We start from the raw sequence: 22,250 nt of genomic DNA, 5'->3' as shown, positions 1-22,250 counted from the left end.
GATGGTTGAAATGGAAAAGCTGGAAAAGCTCTACGAAGGCAAGGCCAAAGCGGTTTTTGCGACCTCCAATCCCGACCAGGTCATCCAATATTTCAAGGATGACGCCACCGCCTTCAACGCCAAGAAAAAAGGCACCATCAGCGACAAGGGAGTGGTGAACAATCTCATCGCCTCCCACCTGATGACCCTTTTGGGTGTGGTGGGTATTCCGACCCACTTTATCGAGCGTCTCGACGCCCGGGAGCAGTTGGTGTCCCGGGTGGAGATCATCCCCACCGAAGTCGTGGTGCGCAACCGGGTGGCGGGCTCCATGGCCAAGCGCCTGGGGCGGGAAGAGGGCGAAGTGCTCTCCCGGCCGGTGGTGGAGTTTTATCTGAAGTCCGATGAATTGGACGATCCCCTGATCACCCTGGACCATATCGATGTTTTTGGTTGGGCCACGGAAGGGGAGGTGGAGGAGATTGTTGAGCTGACCCATCGGATCAACGATATTCTCCTGGGCTTTTTTGCCAACATCGGTATCCACCTGGTGGACTATAAGCTGGAGTATGGTCGTCTCTCTGATGGTCGCGTGGTGCTGGCGGATGAAATATCCCCGGATACCTGCCGCCTGTGGGATATGAAGACCGGCAAAAAGCTGGATAAGGATCGCTTTCGCCGGGATCTTGGTGGGGTGGAGGAGGCCTATCAGGAAGTGGCCGCTCGCATGGGGCTCCAGGTTGACTCAGAGGCCTGAGGCCTGAATTTCAAAGCAGACATATCGGAGGTGCAAGGTGGCTCAATTCATCATTCTCAACGGGCCGCCGGCCCTTTCCGATTTTCGCCGGGATCGCCTGCTGGCAGAGATCCGCAGGCTTCACCCGGATGTTACCACGCTCTCCGCCCGCTTTGTCCACCTGGCGGCTCTTTCCCGTGGCTTGGATGGGGAAGGGGAGGGGCTTTTGCGCAGGCTCTTGAGCTATGGCCCCCAGCGTCTGGATTGGGCCGATGTCGAGCCTCCCGGCCCTGCCTCCCTGGTGGTCACCCCCCGTCCCGGCACCATCTCTCCCTGGTCCACCAAAGCGTCTGACATTGCCCGCCATTGCGGCCTGGATCAACTCATCCGCCTGGAGCGGGGGGTGATCTACGACTTTGGCGATCTCCCCGATGGCGCAGCTTCGACGATCACTCCCCTGATTCACGACCGCATGACCCAGATTGCCGGGGGGATGGATCTCCTCACCCGGGAAGGGGCTGCGCGCTTTTTTGCGACCGACGCCCCCAGGCCCCTCATAGCCATTGATCTGACCGGTCAAGGGCGGGGTGCACTGGAAGAGGCCAACCTGACCTTGGGCTTGGCCCTCTCCGGGGATGAGGTGGATTATCTCCTGGACCATTTTACGGCCATTGGGCGCAACCCCACCGATGTGGAGTTGATGATGTTTGCCCAGGCCAACTCCGAACACTGCCGCCACAAAATTTTCAACGCCGACTGGGAGATCGACCGCACCCCCCAGCCCCACACCCTTTTTGGCATGATTCGCCACACCGAAGAGTGCTCCCCTGAGGGCACCGTGCTGCGTTATCGGGACAATGCCGCAGTGATTCAGGGGGGGGAGGGGGTGTGGTTTCATCCAAAACCGGCCAGCGACACCGACCCGGCTCTCTATGCCGACCACCCCGAAGAGCAGGATATTTTGATCAAGGTGGAGACCCACAACCATCCCACCGCCATCTCTCCCTATCCCGGTGCTGCGACCGGTTCGGGTGGGGAGATTCGCGATGAGGGGGCGACGGGACGGGGGGGGTGGCCCAAGGCGGGTTTGACCGGTTTTTCGGTATCGAACCTGGCCTTTCCGGAGGCGACCCAGCCTTGGGAAATTCCTTATGGCAAGCCAGATCGCATTGTTTCGGCTCTGGACATCATGCTGGAGGGGCCGATTGGGGCGGCGGCTTTCAACAACGAATTTGGTCGACCCAACCTGACGGGCTATTTTCGCACCTTCGAGATGCAGGTGGGGGAGGAGGTTCGGGGGTATCACAAGCCCATCATGGTGGCGGGGGGGATGGGCACCATCGCCAGGCGCCAGGTGGAAAAGCGCCCGCTCTCTCCGGGGGATCTGATTATTCAACTGGGGGGGCCTGCCATGTTGATCGGTCTGGGGGGTGGGGCGGCCTCCTCCCAGGCGAGTGGAGCGGGGCTGGCGGATCTCGATTTTGCCTCGGTGCAGCGGGAAAACCCGGAGATGGAGCGTCGGGCTCAGGAGGTGATCAACCGCTGCTGGCAGCTGGGGGAAGATAATCCCATCATTTCCATCCACGATATCGGTGCGGGGGGGCTCTCCAATGGGGTGCCGGAGTTGATCCACGGCGGTGGGGTGGGGGGGCGGTTTGATCTGGCCCGGGTGCCCAACGACGACCCTGGCATGTCCCCCATGGAGGTGTGGTGCAATGAGGCCCAGGAGCGTTATGTGTTGGCCATCCCGGCGAGTGCCCGGGAGCAGTTTCAATCGATCTGTGAGCGGGAGCGCTGTCCCTTTGCTGTTCTGGGCGAGGCCACCCGGGAGATGCGCCTGGTGCTGACCGACTCCACCACCGGTCAGACCCCCATCGATATGGATCTGGATGTGCTGTTGGGCAAGCCTCCTCGGATGTTGCGGCAGGTTTCCCGGTTGAGACCGGCTCTGCCCCCCTTTACTTCTCAGGGGATCGACCTGAATGAAGCCGTTGATCGGGTGCTCAGGCTGCCGACGGTGGCGGATAAGACTTTTTTGATCACCATCGGTGATCGCACGGTGACGGGGTTGGTTTGCCGGGATCAGATGGTGGGGCCCTGGCAGACGCCGGTTGCGGATGTGGCGGTGACGGCGCGGGGCTTCAGCGGCGTGGCCGGGGAAGCGATGGCCATGGGGGAGCGCACGCCGGTGGCGTTGATCTCGGGGCCGGTTTCTGCCCGCCTTGCGGTGGCTGAAGCGGTCACCAACATGGCAGCGGCGGATGTGGATCGCATTGGGGATATCAAGCTTTCCGCCAACTGGATGGCCCCGGCGGGACATCCGGGGGAGGATGCCAACCTCTATGCCACGGTGGAGGCGTTGGGGATGGAGTTGTGTCCGGATTTGGGGATTGGTATCCCGGTGGGCAAGGATTCCATGTCCATGAAAACAGTCTGGAAGGTGGGAGATGAGGCCCGCTCCGTCACCGCCCCCACCTCTCTGATCATCTCCGCCTTTGCCTCGGTGAAGGATGTCCGCCGGAGTTTGACCCCCCAGTTACGGCGGGATCAGGGGGAGACGGTGTTGATCCTGGTGGATCTGAGTGCCGGCCAAAATCGCCTGGGAGGCTCGGCGCTGGCCCAGGTGTATGGCGAGGTGGGCAACCAGCCTGCGGATTTGGATTCTCCGGATGTGCTGCGGGGCTTTTTTGAAGGGATTCGGGTGCTCTCCCGGGAAGGGGCGATTCTCGCTTATCACGATCGCAGCGACGGCGGGCTGTTCGTCACCCTGGCTGAGATGGCCTTTGCCGGTCGTACGGGATTGCGGGTGGTGTTGGATGGTTTGGGGCAGGATCCAATTTCGGTGCTTTTTGCGGAAGAACCGGGGGCTGTGATCCAGGTCAAAAAAGCCGATGCCGAGGGTGTGTTGGAGCGGCTTCAGGGGTTGGGAATCGCCCAGGTGATCGGCGAGCTTGACCATCAGGATCGGATGGTTTTTTCCTGGCATGGCGCGGATGTAATCTCCCGCACCCGGGTGGAGCTTCAGCGTATCTGGTCGGAAACCACCTGGCGGATGCAGGCGCTGCGGGATAACGCCCGGTGTGCCGATATGGAATATGACGCCATTTTGGATGTGGAGGATCCGGGACTCTCCCCCAGGCTCACCTTCGATCCTGATTCGGTACCAGCCATATTGACCGGCGCCAAACCCAGAGTGGCGGTTTTGCGGGAGCAGGGGGTCAATGGGCAGGTGGAGATGGCGGCGGCTTTCCACCAGGCGGGGTTTGCGGCGGTGGATGTGACCATGAGCGATCTGGCGGCAGGCCGGGTGGAGCTGGGTGGTTTCAAGGGGCTTGCGGCGTGTGGCGGGTTTTCCTTCGGGGATGTGTTGGGAGCTGGGGAGGGGTGGGCCAAGTCGATTCTTTATAACAGCCAACTGCGGGATGGTTTTTCGGCTTTTTTTGCCCGTTCCGATACCTTTTCCCTGGGGGTGTGCAATGGCTGTCAGATGCTCTCCAACCTGCGGGAGTTGATTCCCGGCACCGAGCAGTGGCCCCGTTTTGTCAAAAATGAGAGTGAGCAGTTTGAGGCCCGCCTGGCTTTGGTGGAGATTCCGGATAACCATTCGGTTCTTTTCCAGGGCATGGCAGGCTCGCGTATGCCCATTCCCTGTGCCCATGGCGAGGGGCGCGCGCTGTTGCAGGCCGATACCTCCACTCAATCCCTGATCGATGGGGGGATGGCGGTGATGCGTTATGTGGATAACCGGGGAGCGCCTACGGAAAATTATCCCGCAAATCCCAATGGTTCTCCTGGGGGGCTGACCGGGGTGACCTCCAAGGATGGTCGGGCCACCATCATGATGCCCCATCCTGAGCGGGCGTTTCGCTCTGTGGCCTTGAGTTGGTGGCCTGAGTCGGGGCAGGAGGCGGGGCCTTGGCTGCGCCTGTTCCAAAACGCCCGAACCTGGCTGGGGTGATCTGAGTCAGATTTGTTTTTTGCGCAGGTTTGATTTAAACGGCCCAAAATCAAGCGGGGGGATGGGGAATGCTTCCTCCCAGTTTTTTTATGGCCTTGATCTGGCGAGGTCTTTATTCACAATTCAGGGGTGGGTGGCTTTCGGGGGAGGGCCATCAGCCACGGCTTTGTTTGTTGTTCAAAAAAAGCGGAAGGGGGGTCGTCCAAGCAGGATCGATAGCCAAAGTTGCCCGGCACTCTCTTCCCATACCCGGCAAAATTTTCCCCCTTTTTGGTCTATGGGCGGAAAAAATCCGACCGAAAGTGTTTTTTTTGTTCTGTATTCACAACTCATTAACAATAAGTAGCTGAAACGGCATTTTTAGTTTTGGTATGATATATGCGGTCCCGGAGGTTAAGTGCCTACCTTTAGAAATGGGATTCTGCTGTTAGCCCAACAGCGATAACGATCAAAAACGGCTCCCGAGATGTGACGGGATTTTTGTTTTTTTGGAAGGAGACGCCATTGGCTCAAGATCATCATGAAGAAACGGAAGCCAAAACCCGTAAACAGGCGATAATGTTTTTGGTGGGATTCCTGTTGGTGGTCGCCCTTCTGGTGTTTTTTTGGGAGGATCCCACCAAAAATGGGGATGACAATGCCAGTATCGAACAGAAGGGCTCCATAGGTTCCAGTGCCTCACGGGGTGAGGATGGCCGTACCCAGCGGGAGGTGCGCAAGAGCAAAGAGGAAGCCCAGGCCGATATGCTGCGCCGTCGCATGGCCCTGGAAGAGCAGCTGGCCAGCAAGCGACAGAGTGAGGAAGAAACTCAGGCAGAAGACAGCTCCCAGCAAGAGTGGGAAAAGGCGCGTAAAGAAGCCGCCGGCACACAAGGGGAGGAGGTTGAAGATCAAGAACTTTCCTCTGATGATCATGAGTGGCTGAGCTATGTGGCCGATCCGACAGCACCCGTGGTGGTGGGGGATTTTCGCATCGGGACGGGGCTTTTGGGGCATAAGCGGCTGGTGGGCAAGGTGCTCAACAACAGTGGGGAAAAGCTCACCGATGCCAAGCTGGCGATCTACTTTGTCAATTCCAAAAATGTGCCTCTGGTCACGAAAGAGATCAATCCTCTGGTGGTTTCCGGCGGGGTGTTTGGGGATCGGATCAATCCTTTGCGGGATGGAAATATTCGGCGTTTCGGAGTGAAGGTGGATGATGTTTCGCCTCTGTGGAGTGGACAGGTGGCGGTGAAAGTCATCAGCTATCGGTTGGGCGAGGGAGAGATGATCTATTCGGCCCAATAAGCATGCAAAAGTATAATGAATGAGGCTATAAGTTACAATTGATAGGAACAGTTACAATCCGGTTGGTCGATTTTGATGTGAATTAAAGTGGAAAATTGTTATGCTCTTTCCCCGACGATTGCGTGAAGTAAATGCGGGAGTCATCCGGAAGGAGATAAAAGACTATGAAACAAACTTCAGCCCGGTGGATTTTTCAAAAGGGCTTTGATCAAAAAACGATCGTGATTGCTTTTGCCGGTATTGTCTTCTCTCTGGCAGGCCTTCTGGCAGCTTTTTCAGCCCTGGGCTTGGTGGGCGTGGATTCGGTAGAGGCCGCTACCTCCAATCAGCCAGTCGCCTCCCAGCAGGTAGCCGCACCCCCTCAGGCAGAGCTTGAAGCAGTCGTTCAGACTCAGGCAGAACTGCAAACAGCCCTCTCTCCAGCCGAGCTGGATGCCATTACCGTGAACAATCTGCGGGTAGCTCGCAACAAAACCAACAATCGGGTGGTTTTGGCCAGCCTCAGCAATCAAAGCAGCACATCGGTGACCGACATCCACATCGAGGTCAAATTTCTCGACCACGAGGGCAAACAGCTGTTTCAGCGGGTGGTCAACCCACTGGCTGTCGGAACTATTTTTGGCGATAGGGTGGATCCTCTGCCCCCAACCAAAAATCGGCCCTTCAAGGTCAGCACCGATCTGGTCCCCTCATCCTGGGCGGGAAAAGTGCAGGCTCAGGTAACCCATCTGCGCTTGGGTGGCTGATCTTCCAGCTTATGGCTTGATCTATCGAGATGGATGGCAACGGCCTTTTCTGAGCTTGTTTTAAGGCAGCCGCCTTCCTTATCCTGTTTCCTTAAAGTCTGAGTCAGTGGCTGATAGCTGATTCTGCCTGTTTTGTACTCTTCCACCGAACAGCCCTTTCTGGTTGTTGAAACCACCGTCCCTCCTGTTTCAGGTTGACGCAGGATCCCCTTTGACCTTTGCAGGCCAAACCGTCTAAATTCCCCCATAGATTCTATTCATAAAATCTCTCGACACCCCTTTGGTGATGTCGGGATTGGGGAACCCCCCTCATTCAATCAGAAAAATTGTCTTGAAACCGACCTCACCATCCTCACCATGGAACTGATACTGGCCTCCACCTCCCGAATCCGTCGACAGCTTTTGGAGCGGCTGGGGCTCTCTTTTACCCCTCTTGTCCCCCACACCGACGAGACTCCTCTCCCCGGTGAGGCCCCCCGGGATTTGGCTTTACGCCTGGCTGAATCCAAGGCCCGCTCCCGAGGAGTTGATCATCCCAATGCCCTCATCATCGGTTCCGATCAGGTGGCGGTGTTGGCTGGAGAGGTAGTGGGCAAGCCGGGAAATCATGCCCGGGCCAAAGAGCAGCTGCTGAGATCCAGCGGCAAAAGATTGGATTTTTTGACCGGTCTTGCTGTGTATAATCCGGCCCGGGAGCGGATGCAGGGGCGGGTGGTCTCTTCGGCGGTCTATTTTCGGGAATTGAGCCCGGAGCAGATCGACAGATATCTTCAGCGGGATGAGCCCTACGCTTCAGCGGGCAGTTTTCATGCGGAAGGGTTGGGGATTGCCCTTTTTCAACGCATGGAAGGAGAGGATCCCACAGCCATTTTGGGGCTGCCGTTGATGGCGTTGACGACCATGCTTGAACAGGAAGGGGTTTTAGTGGTTTGATGACTCTTTTACCAGAACTTCCCTGGGAAGGGGGCCGTTTTGGCATTTTATAGCAGTTCTACCTCAAAATTGGACACTCTTCCCTGACTCGTCATCCCCGCGAAGGCGGGGATCCAGGGAGCTGATGATTGCCCTCAAGGAATAACCAAATCTTCAAGAAAGGCCGGTGTTTTGCTGAAAGTGAAGCAAGATTTGGAAAGGTTTGTGCCAGACACTCTGGATTCCCGCATTCGCGGGAATGACAGAAAAAGTACAGCGGCATATGTCCAATTCTGGATTGGAGTTGCTATATCTTCCCCGGGCCAGGTGATCTCGCCACTCCCTTGCCGATTTTCTTGGTCATTTTGAAAGCCTTCCAGTGTTGCGTTTGTTTTTTCTGATATTCCAACCGGCTATCCGGTTTTCCCGGCAGATACGATGGAGTGCTCTCTCCCTGGCAGGGGTGGTACTCCCCACTGCGTTCACTCTTATACTGGTACTGATCATGTCTCTCTCTTCCACCGATGCCCACGCTGCCACCGATTCCGGATTTCCGGGGGTTTTTGTCGATGCCGACTGGTTGGCCCAACATATCGACGAACCGGATCTTAAGGTTTTTCAGGTGGGAGGAGATCTCTACTACCACCGCTTTCATATTCCAGGAGCCCCTCTCTTTCCCTACAAGGAGATTTTGGGCATCCGGGAGGGGGTGTCAGGGATGCGGGCGGATAGAGACCATCTGGCCCGGGTTTTTGGTAATATGGGGATCGGCCCGGATACCCGGGTGGTGGCTTATGATCTGGGAGGGGGGACCGATGCCGCCCGCCTGATCTGGACCCTGGCCAGCATGGGGCACCACAAGGGGGCGATTCTCGATGGTGGGCTCGGGGGGTGGCTACAGGCGGATAGACCCCAGGAACACCATAACCCAAGGTTGCAACCGACCGAATTTCAGGCCAACCCCGATACCCGCTGGGAGGTGGATTGGCAGGAGTTGCAGGCCCTTTCGGAAAAACAGGGGGAGACCCTGGTGATCGATACCCGGACCCAGAAGGAGTATGTGGGGATGACTCTGAAGCCCCCTCGGGGTCACATCCCCGGAGCGGTACACCTGGATTGGACCGAAACGTTGGTGGCCCCACGCACGCCACTGCTGAGAAGCCGGGAGGAGCTTTTGGCCCGCTATGCCGAATTAGGGGCCAAGGATTTGGAGATCCCCATCATTGTCTATTGCCTCACGGGCCATCGGGCTGCACAGAGTTGGGCGCTGCTGCGTCACCTGGGCTTTAAGGATGTTCGCCTCTATGATGGTTCCATGATGGAGTGGGGGATGCGTAACTTGCCGGTGGTGCAGGGTGAAAAAAGCCGGTAAGGATGGCTGTTGGGAGTGTTGCATCTGCTGAAAATTTGGCAGCCGATTTTATTGTATTGGGTGCGGCAGAAAGCAGAAGGATCGTTGATCTATTCGTGGCTGCAAAGCCTTGAGAGGAGCTGACTGGCATGTTTGATAATCTGTCCGATCGTTTTGAAAGCGTCTTCAAAAAGCTTCGGGGCCGGGGAGCGCTCAACGAAAAAAATATTAAAGAAGCCCTGCGGGAGGTGCGGGTTGCCCTCCTGGAAGCGGACGTCCACTTTGATGTGGTCAAGGGGTTTATCGATCGGGTCCGGGAAAAGGCGGTGGGGCAGGAGGTGATGGGCTCCCTCACTCCGGGTCAGCAGGTGATCAAGGTGGTCCACGACCAGTTGGTTCACCTGATGGGGAGTGCCAACGAGCAGCTGAATCTGGCGGTGCAGCCTCCGGCTGTGGTGATGATGGTGGGGTTGCAGGGTTCGGGTAAAACCACGACGACCGCCAAGCTTGCGAAATTTTTGTTGGCCAAGGAGGGCAAAAAAAGCCTGCTCGCCTCCCTGGATGTCTATCGTCCGGCGGCGATGGATCAGCTGCGGGTGGTGGGTGAACAGGCCGGGGTTGATGTGGTCGCCACCCAAGCCAACGAAGATCCTCGTGCCATTGCCGAGCGCGCCCTGCAGAGCGCCCGCAACCAGGGGGCGGATGTTCTGTTTCTCGATACGGCAGGTCGGTTGCACATCGATGAAGAGTTGATGTTGGAGCTGGCGGACGTCAAGGCGTTGGTCAATCCGGTGGAAGTGTTGCTGGTGGCTGACTCCATGACCGGTCAGGATGCGGTCACGGTCGCAAAAAGTTTTAACGAGCAGTTGGGAGTCACCGGGGTTGTGCTCACCAAGACCGATGGTGACGCCCGGGGGGGGGCGGCGCTTTCCATTCGTGAGGTGACCGGCAAACCCATCAAGTTTATGGGAACCGGCGAAACCCTGGATGGCCTGGAAGCGTTCCATCCCGACCGGGTTGCCTCTCGAATTCTCGGCATGGGGGATGTGCTCTCCCTGGTCGAGACCGCCATGGAAAAGGTGGATATCGAGGAGACCGTCAAGCTCCAGAAAAAAATTCAGAAGGCCGATTTTACCCTGGAAGATTTTCTCGGCCAGATGCAGCAGATCAAAAAAATGGGTTCCCTGCAAAGCCTCATGGGCATGATTCCCGGTATGAAGCAGGCGATGAAGGGCAAATCCATGGAGATGGATGAGGGCCACATGAAACGGGTGGAGGCGATCATTCTCTCCATGACCCGCAAGGAGCGGAACAAACACCAAATTATCAACGCTTCCCGCAAAAAGCGCATTGCCAAGGGATCCGGCACCTCGGTTCAAGAGGTCAATCGCCTGTTGAAGCAATTCGCCCAGACTCAAAAAATGATGAAGCGCCTGGGTAAATTGGGTAAGAAGGGGTTTATGCGGGGTGGGATTCCCGGTATGGGGGGTGGGGGAATGCCGCCCGGGATGGGGGGTGGGGGAGGGTTGCCCCCGGGTATGCCGGGTATGCCTCCCGGGGGGGGTGGTTTGTTCTGAACGGAACCTTCGTCTGCCGGGTTTGTCTGAAAGGTTTAGCACAGTTTTGTATTTTGAAACGGGTCTGGTTGATCCTTTCGGTGCGGCGTGAGGCGGGGAAGGAGGATGTGCCTGAGAGGGGTGCATCTTCTGGTTGGATGGTGATCGAACGGTTAATCCGGATCAATCGATCATCTGTCGGAAAAAACTGTTTTTTTCCGCTTAACAGGGTGCCCTGTGTTTCCCAAAAGCCAATCCGATACCTCCTGATGGAAGGGGGCTTGAGATTGGTTTTTTTTATGGAGGCAGGAGAGGAATATGGGAGGGGGCCATATTGACAATAACGGTGCTGGTCTGCTACCATTCGTGGGCATTAGAGGTCTGGAAATCGGTCCATTCCACTTCTTGGGCTACGATTCCAATTGAGCACATTCCACCCCGACCAAACGCCACCAAAGAGGAACGACATGCAGCCGGAAACCATGAATTCCGTCGGTAGTGCGCAGGGTAATGTGGATATTTCAGGGGTCGCCCTATCCAAAAGTCTGATGGACTTTTTTGGCAGTCTGACCCTGTTGATTTTACTGTCGCCTTTTATGTTATGCATTGCCCTGGCCGTCAAACTGGGTTCCCGGGGACCGATTTTCTACTCTGAAATTCGGCAGGGACTCAACGGGGTTGGATTCCCGATGATGAAATTTCGTACCATGGTGCCCAACGCCAGCGCCATGCAGAAGGATGTCGAAAATGAGGTGGACGGCCCCATGTTCAAGTGCACCGATGACCCCAGAATCACGGGTGTGGGGGGATTTTTGCGGGGCTGGAGCCTGGACGAACTCCCCCAGTTGATCAACGTTCTGCGTGGGGAAATGTCTCTGGTGGGACCACGCCCCCTGCCAGATGAGCAGATGGAGGGTCATCCCACCTGGAAGCAGACACGGCTGTCGGTCAAGCCCGGACTCACCGGCCTGTGGCAGATACAAGCCAGGGATTCCGACAAGTTCAGCGACTGGGTCAAATATGACACCGAATATGTCCGTCACTGGTCTATTGCGTTGGATATCAAAATTCTTTTCCTCACAATCGGTGCCGTTATAGGCCGAAGAGGAGCACGCTGAAAAGCAGGGTACCTGAAACTCTCCCAGGGGGGGTGGCTTTCAGGGATGGATCTTGGTGAGAGGGCTGCCACGGAAAAACAGGAGGCAGCACAGCTCCCTGGAGCATTAAGCATCCTCAGAATGGCAAAGTCCTCACGGGTACAAAGGGCTGCCGAGGGTGCAAATCCTAAAGAAAATCCCAGGGAAACCGGTTCCAACGAAAAAAAAGAGCCCATCTCCTTCGGTGCCTGCTTCACACCACTAAGATTCCGCTGAATTTTTCCCCTTCAAGAGCAGTCTATATCGGCGCACACCGGTGCCTTCCGGTTCATCCGTTCCGGCATCTGTTGCAATCATTGGCGGTACAACCATTTAAGCGCATCTTTGCCATGCTCCGACCCATCACCACATCACCTGCCGATACGTCTCTTTCCCAGGCCATGCCCGATCGGGTTTTGACTCTGCTGGATGCCTTGGATGAAAAGCGGCAACGCCATCCTGACAAACCTTTCCTGGTTGATTCTGCTCAGCGTTTGACTTATGGAGAGAGTTGGGAGCGGGTCAATGGCCTGGCTGATCATCTGCTCTCTTCGGGAGTGGGGGCTGGGGATTATCTCTGCCTGCTTTTGCCCCGAGTGCCTGAACTGGTGATCGCCTTTCTGGCGGCTGCCCGGATTGGAGCGTTGGCGGTTCCGGTCAATTTTTCCCTGAAAGAACCGAAGGTTGTGTCGTTTTTACAGGGGATAGGGCCGAAGGTGGTGGTGGTGCACGAAAAATTTTTGCACCTGGCCAAGGATACTCTGGATGGGAGCCCTTTGCTGATCCAGGTGGGCGGTGAGGCTGGCGATGGGGTGACTGCCTGGGGTGAGGCGAGCAAACCCCATCCCGGTATTGATATCCCTCCGGTGGCGGTGGAAGATATCGCCTATCTCAACTATACCACCGGCTCCAGCGGAGATCCCAAGGGGGCATTTGCCACCCATGCCAATATCTACTGGAACACCCGTTCAGCGGTAGAGGTGCTGGAGATGACCGAGGGGGATGTTCATCTTTGCATGTTTGCGCCCTTTGCCCATCCCCACGAGCTTTTTGCCCGGGCGCTTTACACTGGCGGCACCCAGATATTTTTGCAGGAGATCAATCCCAAGACCATTGTCCGCACGGTCCAGAGCGAGGGGGTCACCTGCATGATGGGTTTGGCGCCCATGTTTGATTCCTTGGCGGTCAACTGTGCTGATTTGGATCTGGGCAAGCTTCGGTTTGCCGAGAGTGGTGGCATGTTTACCCGCCCGGATATCATTGAGCGCTTTATGGCGGCTTTTGGGGTGCCTTTGCTGTCGGTTTGGGGTTCTACTGAAACCACTGGTATTGCGGTGGCCAATCGTTTGGATGCCTTTCGTACCGATGGTTCTGCGGGCCGGATCTGCCCTTATTATGACGTTCGGGTTGTGGATGATGAAGGTCGGGATGTGGCTGTGGGTGAGGCGGGTGAGCTGGCTTTTCGGGGGGAGGGTGTGATTCCGGGTTATGATCGGGGTCGTGAGTTGACGGTGCTGGACGATTGGCTTTTGACGGGTGATATTGTTCGTCAGGATGAAGAGGGCTATTTCTATTTTTTAGAGAGAAAAAGTGGTTTGATCAAGGTGGCTGGCCTCAAGGTATTCCCTCTGGAGGTGGAGCTATTGCTGCAATCTCATCCCGGTGTGCGGGAGGTGGCGGTCATTGGGGTGCAAGATCAGCGCAAGGGGATGGTTCCCAAGGCTTTTGTGGTGCGTGAGGCGGGTTCGGAAGTGACTTCCCGGGATTTGGCGGCTTTTTGCCGGGAAAAAATGGCCAACTATATGGTGCCCAAAGAGATGGTTTTTCGAGAGGCGCTTCCCAAGATCGGCAGCGGCAAGATCGATAAAAAATCTTTGGCTTGATTTTGACTTTATACGATTAAAAAAAAAGAGGGGGGGATTGGGGGGGATTCTTTCCCCCCAAGGTCTTTCTTTTGATCTGTATCTTTAATCTTTTGAATTTACATGACATCCCCCTGTGGGGTGTAGGGGGGAACCCTCACGGTTTTGACTTTACTTTCCAGGCAAGCCAAACTATTTCGATTGAACTCAAAGTCGAACAATCGCCTACTCCTCGTGAATGGGTCGTCCTGCCAACGGACATTCCCCCTCAAGCTGGAGCCATCCGGTGGGGAAGGGGCTTTGTATCTTGAAAATAACAGGGTTTTCATAGGGGGGGCGTCCTTCCTGTGGGCCAGCACATAACGGGGTAACCCATGAGTCGAACCAAGATCACCTTTTTGAACCCCCCCTTTCTGAAAAACTATTCCCGGCCTCAGCGGAGCCCAGCGGTTACCAAGAGCGGGACTTTGTATTTTCCCTTGTGGCTTTGTTCGGCGGCGGCGTTGGCCGAGGCGAAGGGGCATGAGATCGATGTGATTGATGCTCCGGCGGACGATCACGATCTGGATTATGTTTTGCAGCGTATCGACAAGTTGGGGCCCGGGTTGATCGTGGTGGATACCAGCACCCCGTCGATTTACAACGATGCTGATATTTGCAAAACCCTGAAGGAAAAAGTGCCTGGGGTGTTGATTTTGATGGTGGGAACCCATGTTTCGGCTCTGCCGGAAGAGTCCCTGGTGTTGAGTGACGCTATCGATGCCATCGCTGTGGGTGAATATGACGAGACGGTGCTGGATGTGGCCCGGGTAGCAGCTGGGGAGATGTCTCTCAGTGAAGTGGCTGGCCTTTGCTGCCGGGTGGATGGCAAACCCCAGCGCACGGCCAAGCGGGGTCCGATTGAGGATCTGGATACCTTGCCGTTTGTGAGCGGCATTTATAAAAAATTTCTCCGCATCGAAAACTATTTCAACCCCAACAGCCTCCACCCCATGGTGACCATCACCACCAGCCGGGGTTGTCCCCACCACTGCTTTTTTTGCGTCTATCCCCAGACCATGATGGGTCACAAGATGCGGGTCCGCAGTGTCAAGGATGTGGTGGACGAGATTGAATCGATCATTCAAAATTTTCCGGGGGTGAAATCGATCTTTTTTGAGGACGACACCTTTACCATTCATCGGGAGCGGTGCGCGGATATTTCCCGAGAGATCATACGCCGGGGGATTCGCATCTCCTGGACCGCCAACGCCCGGGCCGATCTTGACTATGAAACCATGAAGGTGATGCAGGAGTCGGGGTGTCGTTGTGTGTGTGTGGGGTTTGAAACCGGCAACCAGCATCTGCTGGATCGCATCAATAAAGCCATGAGCCTGGAAAAATATCAGCCCTTTGTGGAGTCTGCGCGCAAGGCGGGTATTTTGGTCCACGGCTGCTTTATGGTGGGCTTGCCTGGGGAGACCCGGGAGACCATGGCCAACACCTTGGATCTGGCCAAGCGTTTGACGCCCGAGACGGTGCAGTTTTATCCGGTGATGATCTATCCCGGCACCGAGGCGTTCAAATGGGCTGAGGAGAAGGGGTTGATTGCCACCCGGGACTTTTCCAAGTGGCTGACCCCCCAGGGGCTGCACAACACCATCATTCGGGGGGAGGGTCTCTCCAGCGAGGATTTGGTGCGTTTTTGTGATGATGCCCGGCGGGAATTTTATCTGCGTCCCCGTTACATTCTCTACAAGCTTTGGCAGATGATTCGCCATCCGTCGGAGATCAAGCGCAATCTGAAATCCGCGAGAACCTTTGCCAAATATCTCCTGAAGGGCTCCGACATCAAAAAGGCTGAGGATTGCTGATCGTGAAGGGGGATGCCTCGGGTGAGGGGGATGGATCCGATCAGTCGGATAGTGGATTGGAGGGGACGGGCAATAGCAATAACTTGATCGTCTCGGTGGTGGTGCCGGCCTTTAATGCCGAAAACCACATCAGAGGCTGCCTGGAGGCGCTCCTCAACCAATCCCAGCCAGCGGAGAGCTTTGAAATCATCGTGGTGGATGATGGCTCAACGGATCAAACCGGGGAGATCATTCGTAGCTTTCCGGTAAGTTATTTCCATCAGGAAAATCAAGGCCCAGCCGCTGCCAGGAACCGTGGTGCGGGTCAAGCCCGTGGTGAGGTGATTTTATTTACCGATTCGGACTGCGTGCCGGAGCCTGACTGGATTGTGGAGATGCTGAAGCCTTTCCAAAATCCGGAGGTGGCGGCGGTGAAGGGGGCTTATATCACCCGGCAGCGGGAGTGGGTGGCGCGCTTTTCCCAGCTGGAATTCGAAGAGCGGTTCGAGATGCTTTCGGGGGTGGAGGCCATCGATATGGTGGACACCTATTCCGCCGGGTTTCGCCGGGAGATTTTCCAGGGGATGAAGGGGTTTGATATCTCCTTTCCGGTGGCCAACAACGAAGATACCGAGCTTTCCTATCGCATGGTGGCAGCGGGTCACCGGATGGTTTTCAATCCCAAAGCGGTTGTCGCCCACCTCAACCATCCCAACTCCGCCTGGGGTTATTATAAGCTGAAATTTGGCCGGGGTTATTGGCGGATGGTGGTTTATCGCCGTTTTCCCGACAAAATGCTGAAGGATACCTACACCCCGAAAGCATTAAAGTTGCAGGTGCTGTTTTTGGGGGCGCTTTTGGGCACGCTACCCCTGTGGTGGCTCTTTCCCCATTGGGGTTGGCTGGTTCCGGCTCTCTTTTCCCTGCCTCTGCTATTGTTGATTCTGCCCTTTTCCATCACCGCCCTGAAAAAAGATTTCCCCGCCGGCCTCATCACCCCCTTCATGCTGCTGGTTCGGGCTGGAGCGATTGGGGGTGGGGTGTTCTGGGCGCTGTTGCGAGCCAAAAAAGCCTAGATCGGTTTTTGCAGTGGCTTGATTCTCCTGCGCTTCCCTTGCAGTCGCTCCCAGCAGCCTTTCTCCTATCCTCGGTTTCACTCTCCCAAAGTTGTTCCATCCGACAGATATACGGTAGGGAGAGCACTGCTTTTGTGCCCACCACACGCTTCAGATAAAAACAGAAATCGCAAAATATTCAACTATATATATCATTCTTGAGTTTCAAGCTGGGGGAGGCCTCTCTCACAGGGGTGGTGATTGAGCGATTATCAAACAATTGATAGAGAAAATCCCCACAGTGCAAGGGGAAGGGGCTATTGGGTGGTAGAGAGAAGGCGCACCTGAACCTTTTCACCCGGGAGGAGGGGGAGGGTAGCGCTGGGGGCGAGGACGATGGGCCTGCCGAAGATGGGGCGGTCGGGAGTGGGCCACAGGCGTTCGGGGATCGGTTCGATGGTGGGGGAAATCCGCAAGACCAGGGAGTCGGCTACCGTTGTGGGATCGCTGCTGCGGCTGATCTGAACCGGTTGGGAAACCTGGGCGTTGCGGCTCTGGGACTCGGGCAGATACGCCACCACCTCAGAGGCCACCCCCTGGTCAATCAACACCACCGATTCACCCACCCGCAAAGATTGCCCAGCCCTCCCCAACACCTGGCTTACCTTGCCCGCTACCGGTGCCCGCAAAATCAGCTTGCGTCGCTCCACCCGAATCTCCTCCAGCCGCGCCTCTTCCACCTCAATGGCGACCTGTAGCGGAGCCATGACAATCGTGGTCGGATCCCCATCCATGGAAAGATTACCCACAAAACCCTTCAGCCGATCCCCCGCATCACGCCGGTTGGCCTGGGTTTGACGGAGCTGCTTTTCGTGGCCGGCTATCTGTTTTCGCAGGCGTTTTTCTTCCAACACAGCCGCATCCAACTCCGCATCCGTGGCATACCCCTCCACATGGCGGGAACGCAGCCTCTCCACCACCCGATGGACCTTTTCCAGCTCCACCCGATCGGTTTCCAGAGCCACCTGCATCGCCAGGGCCTCCAAGCGCCACTGGGCTTCATCCATGGCAAAACGACGCATCTCCCCCTGCCAGGCACCCACCCCATCCACCACATCATAATGGGCTTTTTTCAGCTCGGTCCGGGAGAGATCCAGTTTGGCTTTGGCGACATTCAGTTTGGCCATCACCTGATCATCTTCCAGGGTGGCCACCAGCTGCCCGGCAAACACACGGTCGTAAAGCTCCACATGGAGTTGATCGATCCGGCCCGGGATCGTGGCAGAGACGTGATAGCGACTGCCCTGAGCCAGGCCGGTATATTCCGCCACCTGCAGCCGATCCCGCAAAATCAAGCCGATAGCCCCCACCGCCACCAGCCACACAGCCAGATAGCCCACCCCGGCAAGATCCGCCAGCACCCTTTTGAAGGGTCTGCGTATGGGACGATTTTGGGCTTTCGGGCTCATGTTTCCGTCAACTCCTCACGCTCTACCAAAGCGACATCGCTGGTGCCGGATATCTGCCGCAACGCCTCCAAAAATTCCGCACTTCGACCCGGATCCCGCAGTCTGACCTGAAACAGATAGTTGGCGGCATCCTGGCTGCGACGCAGGGAGATACACTTGAAACTTCGGCAAAACCGCTGCATCACTTGAGAAAAATCCCCTTCACCCTTCCCGCCACTGAGCAGAAAACTCACATGTCCGTCATAACGATCCAAGGTGCCAAACCCGGTAAAGTGAAGGTAAAAAAGCACTAGCACTATCGCCACCGCCCCCAGCATGGTGGTGAGATATTTTCCCGTCCCCACCCCCATGCCGATGACAATGGAGAGAAAGACAAAAATCGTATCCCGGGTATCCTTCAGCACGTTGCGAAAGCGCACGATGGCGAGCGCCCCCAACAGACCAAAAGCCACCACCAGATTGTCCCCAATGATCCGCATCACCATGGCCACTACCATCGCCAGCAGCACCAGGGATTGGGTAAATGTGCGGGAATAGGAGAGGCCGCTATGGGTGATGGTATAGGCCCAGGCGACACCTTGCCCCAAAACAAAAGCAAAGAGAAAGGCCAGCGCCGTCGCCTCCAGCACCTCCATGGGGGTCGATCCAATCGGTTTGTTCAAAATGGCCAGCAACAGGTCCATCAACTCTCCAAGCAGTCCATCAATTTTCCAAACGGTCCATCAAGCCTCCAACCGGGCCATCAAGTCTGCAGCCGCTGTCCGAGAGGATCCAACCTCGGCATAGAGCCAAAGGCCTCCTTCACCGACAACACATATTTGGGAATCGAAATCCGCTGCAACTCAAACGCCCGAATCAACTCCTGCACCCAGGCAGGATAGCGTTCGGTAAATTTGATCTCCAGAATGTGGCCTTCAACCGGGGTAGGCTGCCACCCTTCTCCCCCCATGGCAAGGAGAGGATCCAAGGTTTTTTGGTGGGTCAGATGGCTGTCGATGGTTATCCGCACCGAATCCCCACTCCTGGAAACATACGCCTCCCGATCATAACGCACCCGAACGACGGGGCATGCTTTCAGACGCAACGAAAGCTCCATAAACTTATCAGTCGAGCCTATGAAAGGGGCTCCGGAACCAGAGAGCAGGGCTTGGGCCTCCTGGTGGGAAACCTTGGCCCGGTGCTTGATGATGATTTTATCCACCCGCCGCTTGATTTCAAAAAAAACCGGCCCCCCCGGATCATCCGAGTAGGTTCGCACCCGCAGCTTGAAGCGATTTTTCACCCCCTGTAACGTCTGATGGTGGAGCTTGAAGTCTGGGGTGTCCAGATAAAGACTGACAATGGGATAGCGCCCCCCCTCCCGGTCCATCCCATGGGAGTCGAGCTTCATGAAGGGTTGCATGAACTGGCGCAGATCTGCCACCTGCCGCTCAGGCAAAAAATATTTGCACTCATGGCGGGAGGTGGGCAATCCGTGGGGCTGATGGTGGGTGGCGGCCATCGATCAAGCTTAGAGAACGGAATCGGAGCCTGGGGTGCCACCAAAGGTGGGACCTACCCACCAGTTTTCAGGGGCGGCGTTATCCAGGGCCGGGTTGATGAGGGCCAAGCTCCCCCCGCCGCCATCCGCACTGGGTGTCCAAGGTAGTGTATCGGAATAGGTCACCTGGTCCACCTCATTGCCTTCAGCATTGATCAGCGTCAGGGTCTCCCCCGAATTCGAAAGCTTGCCTTTCTCCCATTCAAAAACCTGATACCCCTGATCCTGATAGGTCTCGGCGTTGCGAGCCACCACAATGATCTCCTGGGTGTCGATCACGCTGCCATCGGGAAAAGTCATCTCGATCCCTTCGCTGAAGGCATAATCGGTCAGATCAATGGGGGTCAGGCCGATGTTGATGAGTTCGATAAACTCATAATCAGAATCATCCCCCTGGCTTGAGGAGGGATTGTAGTGGATTTCCCGAATGACGATGGGGGCCAACTCATCAAACTGAGCGGTGAGAGTGAGGTTTTCGGAATAGCCCAGGCGCAGAGGATTATCCTCCTCCTCCCGCTCCTCCCATCCCACAAACTGGGAACCCTCTTCGGGAATAGCGGCAACTTCCAGGGTGACATCCGCAAAAAATGTGCCGGTGAAGGGTAGGTCGATGACCTCAATATCTTCCACCAACAGCCTGCCACGTCCCTCACCGGAGGTATCAAGGGTGACGTCAATCTTCCCATCCTCGGAAAAACGATCCGAAATATGGGTCCACATATATTCCGGGCGGTTGCGGGCAAACTCACGCATCACCTCGACGTTATCCATCCAGTCAACGATGGGATCTTCAGAGGTGGAAATGGCCGTCCACTTGTCCAGATGGGCCACCATGTCCCGTTGCAGATTCAACTGGAATTCATCAATCACCCCAATCACCCGATCAATGTCGAATGTTTGGTTAAGGTGCATGGCAAAGGCTTGGCGAAAGTGATCTTTGAAGGAACTATTTTCCAGAAGCTTACGTGCCAGGAAGGTGGACCATTCGATATTGCTGTCATCCTCAGTAGAGGTGGCTGCCTGCAGAGTATCGACGCTGTAGCTTTCGCTGTCCATCAGGCCAAAACCGGTGTCGGTATCGTAGAGTAGCCAACGCCACTTTTCACCCTCCTCCCGGGAGCGCCAAAACTTGATGTTGTGATCCGGCCAATCCCCATTGGAATAGTAGATCTGGGCCATGAGATAGTTGGTAAACTCATCCAGGTCCACCACGCTGTCGGCATAGACAAAGGATTCCGGTTCCGCCAGATCCATCTGGGAGAGTTTTTCCACCATCTCTTCATAGTGGTCTGTTTCTCCCGCAATGGCGAGACCGTCCCCTTCGAGAATATCGACATTTTCCGGATCGATTCCGTGGTGCGTCGCCAGATAGTTTTCATCGAGTTTTTCACGAATATTGTGGATGCCCCAAAATTCACCATTCAAAAAGAGTACGGCGGGTCGGTAGGCCTGTTTATCCATATCCATCCGGCCATCGAGCAGGCTCTGCATCATGGCATCACGAAACATGGTGGAAAACCAGTCCCCGCCAGAGTTGCGCAAGACAAAAGAGGTGTATTGATTGGTGTTGTTGAGGAAAAGCGGGTAGTCCAGGGTGGCCGAACCGCTATATTTTTCCCGAACTTTAACGGCCAGGGATTTTTGTGGAAAAGAGCGGGAGCACCCTCCGAAGATTTTGATGCCTGCATCGAGTTTAAATTCCAGTTGATTGTTCTGGTAAAACTCAAGATGCGCGGGTCGTTCCCATTTTTTATTATAATTGAACGGCATATCCCGGCAGATCATGTCCCCCAGTGTATCCTCTTCCTCTTCCTCATCCTCTCCCTCATCCGCTGTTGTTTCCCCACTGCCATCTCCAGAGCTGTCGGGAGGTGTCGATGGACCGAAAACATAGATCCCCATCTCATCGGTCCATAAATAGCCGGGATTGGTCACCAGAGAGATGATGGGCAGATCAAAACCATCGGCAAACAGGAAGGAGCGGGTGACGGTTCGACTGGGGAGGAACTCCTCTGAGAAGACCCGGGCCCGGATAATGGTGGAGGTGTTAATGGTGAGGGGGGTGTCGTAGAGAATAGAGGCGTCCAGATCATTGGGAGTCGGCAGAGTTCCGTCCGTGGTAAAGCGGATGATCCCGCCAGTGGTTTCAGTAAAAATCCGCAGCTCCTGGGGGGATTGCAGCATGCCCCCGGAGAGGGAAAATGTGGGGGGAGGCGCCTGTGTGGCCTCGAATAGGCCGTTGGTGTTGTTGATATCGTTGGGGGTGGGAACGGCATAATAGAGCCATACATCGCTCCCTCCCAAGATGCGGCCATAGGAGACATCGGTGACCTGGGGGCCGAAAGTGACGCTATCGACCAGCTCCCCTGTTGGGGTGAAAAGCCCCAGGGTTTCACCGCTCTGTTCCAGCTGAAAGTTGGTGTGATTATCCTGGTTGGCATCGTCAGCCCAAAAAACCAGGGAGCTACCTCCCTCAATGACAATTCCTTCGGGAATGGGCCATTTGGCAGGCTTGGTGAGATCGTCGGTCAGGGTGTAGCCGCTGAGATCCAGAGAGTGGATGTCGGTGTTGTAGAGTTCAAACCAGTCAGAAAAATTGCCGAAAGTTTCATCCAGGTGGCTAGCAGCGTTGGCTGCCATGATTTCGTTGATGATCACCCCGTCGGCACGTGCAGAGGCGGGTAGGGTAGAGAGGGAGAAAAGGCTGATCAGAGGAAGCAGAAGAGCCAGGAAGCGCCAACCCCGTTCAGGGGCATTTTGATGGTCCACGCCGAACTTGGCGTCCTGTCCTGGATATTTGGTGAAAAAGCGCCTACTCGGTAACCGAAACG

The 22,250-nt window shown here is 56.0% G+C and carries 15 protein-coding genes; 11 read left to right on the top strand and 4 right to left on the bottom strand.

Annotated features, from left to right (window positions below):
* Window positions 1-10: 10 nt before the first annotated feature.
* The 11 genes from HQL52_04125 to HQL52_04075 all read left to right on the top strand — a co-directional run bounded on the left by HQL52_04125 (window position 11) and on the right by HQL52_04075 (window position 16,431).
* Window positions 11-736, top strand: a complete 726-nt coding sequence (locus HQL52_04125; GenBank protein ID MBF0368624.1) for a phosphoribosylaminoimidazolesuccinocarboxamide synthase — start codon at window positions 11-13, stop codon at window positions 734-736.
* A gap of 49 nt (window positions 737-785) precedes the next feature.
* Window positions 786-4,673: a phosphoribosylformylglycinamidine synthase gene (gene purL, locus HQL52_04120; GenBank protein MBF0368623.1), complete on the top strand. Its 3,888-nt coding sequence runs from the start codon at window positions 786-788 to the stop codon at window positions 4,671-4,673.
* Window positions 4,674-5,177: 504 nt separating this feature from the next.
* The gene (locus HQL52_04115) at window positions 5,178-5,960 is read left to right on the top strand and encodes a hypothetical protein (protein ID MBF0368622.1); all 783 of its coding nucleotides are present in this window, start codon (window positions 5,178-5,180) and stop codon (window positions 5,958-5,960) included.
* 164 nt (window positions 5,961-6,124) lie between these two features.
* Window positions 6,125-6,706: a DUF3157 family protein gene (locus tag HQL52_04110; GenBank protein ID MBF0368621.1), complete on the top strand. Its 582-nt coding sequence runs from the start codon at window positions 6,125-6,127 to the stop codon at window positions 6,704-6,706.
* 357 nt (window positions 6,707-7,063) lie between these two features.
* A complete protein-coding gene (gene maf / locus HQL52_04105) occupies window positions 7,064-7,639 on the top strand; it encodes a septum formation inhibitor Maf (GenBank protein MBF0368620.1) in 576 nt (191 codons plus the stop codon).
* Between the two features lie 484 nt (window positions 7,640-8,123).
* Window positions 8,124-8,990: a sulfurtransferase gene (locus tag HQL52_04100; GenBank protein MBF0368619.1), complete on the top strand. Its 867-nt coding sequence runs from the start codon at window positions 8,124-8,126 to the stop codon at window positions 8,988-8,990.
* A gap of 128 nt (window positions 8,991-9,118) precedes the next feature.
* Window positions 9,119-10,546: a signal recognition particle protein gene (gene ffh, locus HQL52_04095; protein ID MBF0368618.1), complete on the top strand. Its 1,428-nt coding sequence runs from the start codon at window positions 9,119-9,121 to the stop codon at window positions 10,544-10,546.
* A 446-nt stretch (window positions 10,547-10,992) separates the two neighbouring features.
* A complete protein-coding gene (locus tag HQL52_04090) occupies window positions 10,993-11,643 on the top strand; it encodes a sugar transferase (protein MBF0368617.1) in 651 nt (216 codons plus the stop codon).
* A 368-nt stretch (window positions 11,644-12,011) separates the two neighbouring features.
* Window positions 12,012-13,544, top strand: coding sequence for an acyl--CoA ligase (locus tag HQL52_04085; protein MBF0368616.1), 1,533 nt, complete (start codon window positions 12,012-12,014; stop codon window positions 13,542-13,544).
* Between the two features lie 353 nt (window positions 13,545-13,897).
* Window positions 13,898-15,376 (top strand): radical SAM protein, encoded by a 1,479-nt coding sequence (locus HQL52_04080; protein ID MBF0368615.1) that lies wholly within the window; start codon window positions 13,898-13,900, stop codon window positions 15,374-15,376.
* A gap of 2 nt (window positions 15,377-15,378) precedes the next feature.
* On the top strand, window positions 15,379-16,431 hold the full coding sequence (locus HQL52_04075) for a glycosyltransferase (GenBank protein ID MBF0368614.1): 1,053 nt from the start codon (window positions 15,379-15,381) through the stop codon (window positions 16,429-16,431).
* 296 nt (window positions 16,432-16,727) lie between these two features.
* Here HQL52_04075 and HQL52_04070 read toward each other — a convergent pair whose 3' ends face one another.
* Genes HQL52_04070 through HQL52_04055 form a run of 4 tightly spaced genes read right to left on the bottom strand, consistent with a single transcriptional unit; the run spans window position 16,728 to window position 22,188 of the window.
* Window positions 16,728-17,879: an HlyD family efflux transporter periplasmic adaptor subunit gene (locus HQL52_04070; protein MBF0368613.1), complete on the bottom strand. Its 1,152-nt coding sequence runs from the start codon at window positions 17,877-17,879 to the stop codon at window positions 16,728-16,730.
* Entirely contained in the window at window positions 17,876-18,562 is a 687-nt protein-coding gene (locus HQL52_04065; protein ID MBF0368612.1) for a DUF4956 domain-containing protein, read from the bottom strand. Before HQL52_04065 ends, HQL52_04070 begins: the two co-directional genes overlap by 4 nt.
* Before the next feature lie 59 nt (window positions 18,563-18,621).
* On the bottom strand, window positions 18,622-19,380 hold the full coding sequence (locus HQL52_04060) for a polyphosphate polymerase domain-containing protein (protein ID MBF0368611.1): 759 nt from the start codon (window positions 19,378-19,380) through the stop codon (window positions 18,622-18,624).
* Window positions 19,381-19,389: 9 nt separating this feature from the next.
* Window positions 19,390-22,188, bottom strand: coding sequence for a CotH kinase family protein (locus HQL52_04055; protein MBF0368610.1), 2,799 nt, complete (start codon window positions 22,186-22,188; stop codon window positions 19,390-19,392).
* Window positions 22,189-22,250: the final 62 nt, after the last annotated feature.

This window comes from Magnetococcales bacterium, assembly GCA_015232395.1.
In the GTDB taxonomy this organism is placed as follows: Bacteria; Pseudomonadota; Magnetococcia; order Magnetococcales; family JADFZT01; genus JADFZT01.
Note: the sequence above shows the minus strand (reverse complement) of the source record. Positions and strands in the feature narration are given on the sequence as shown.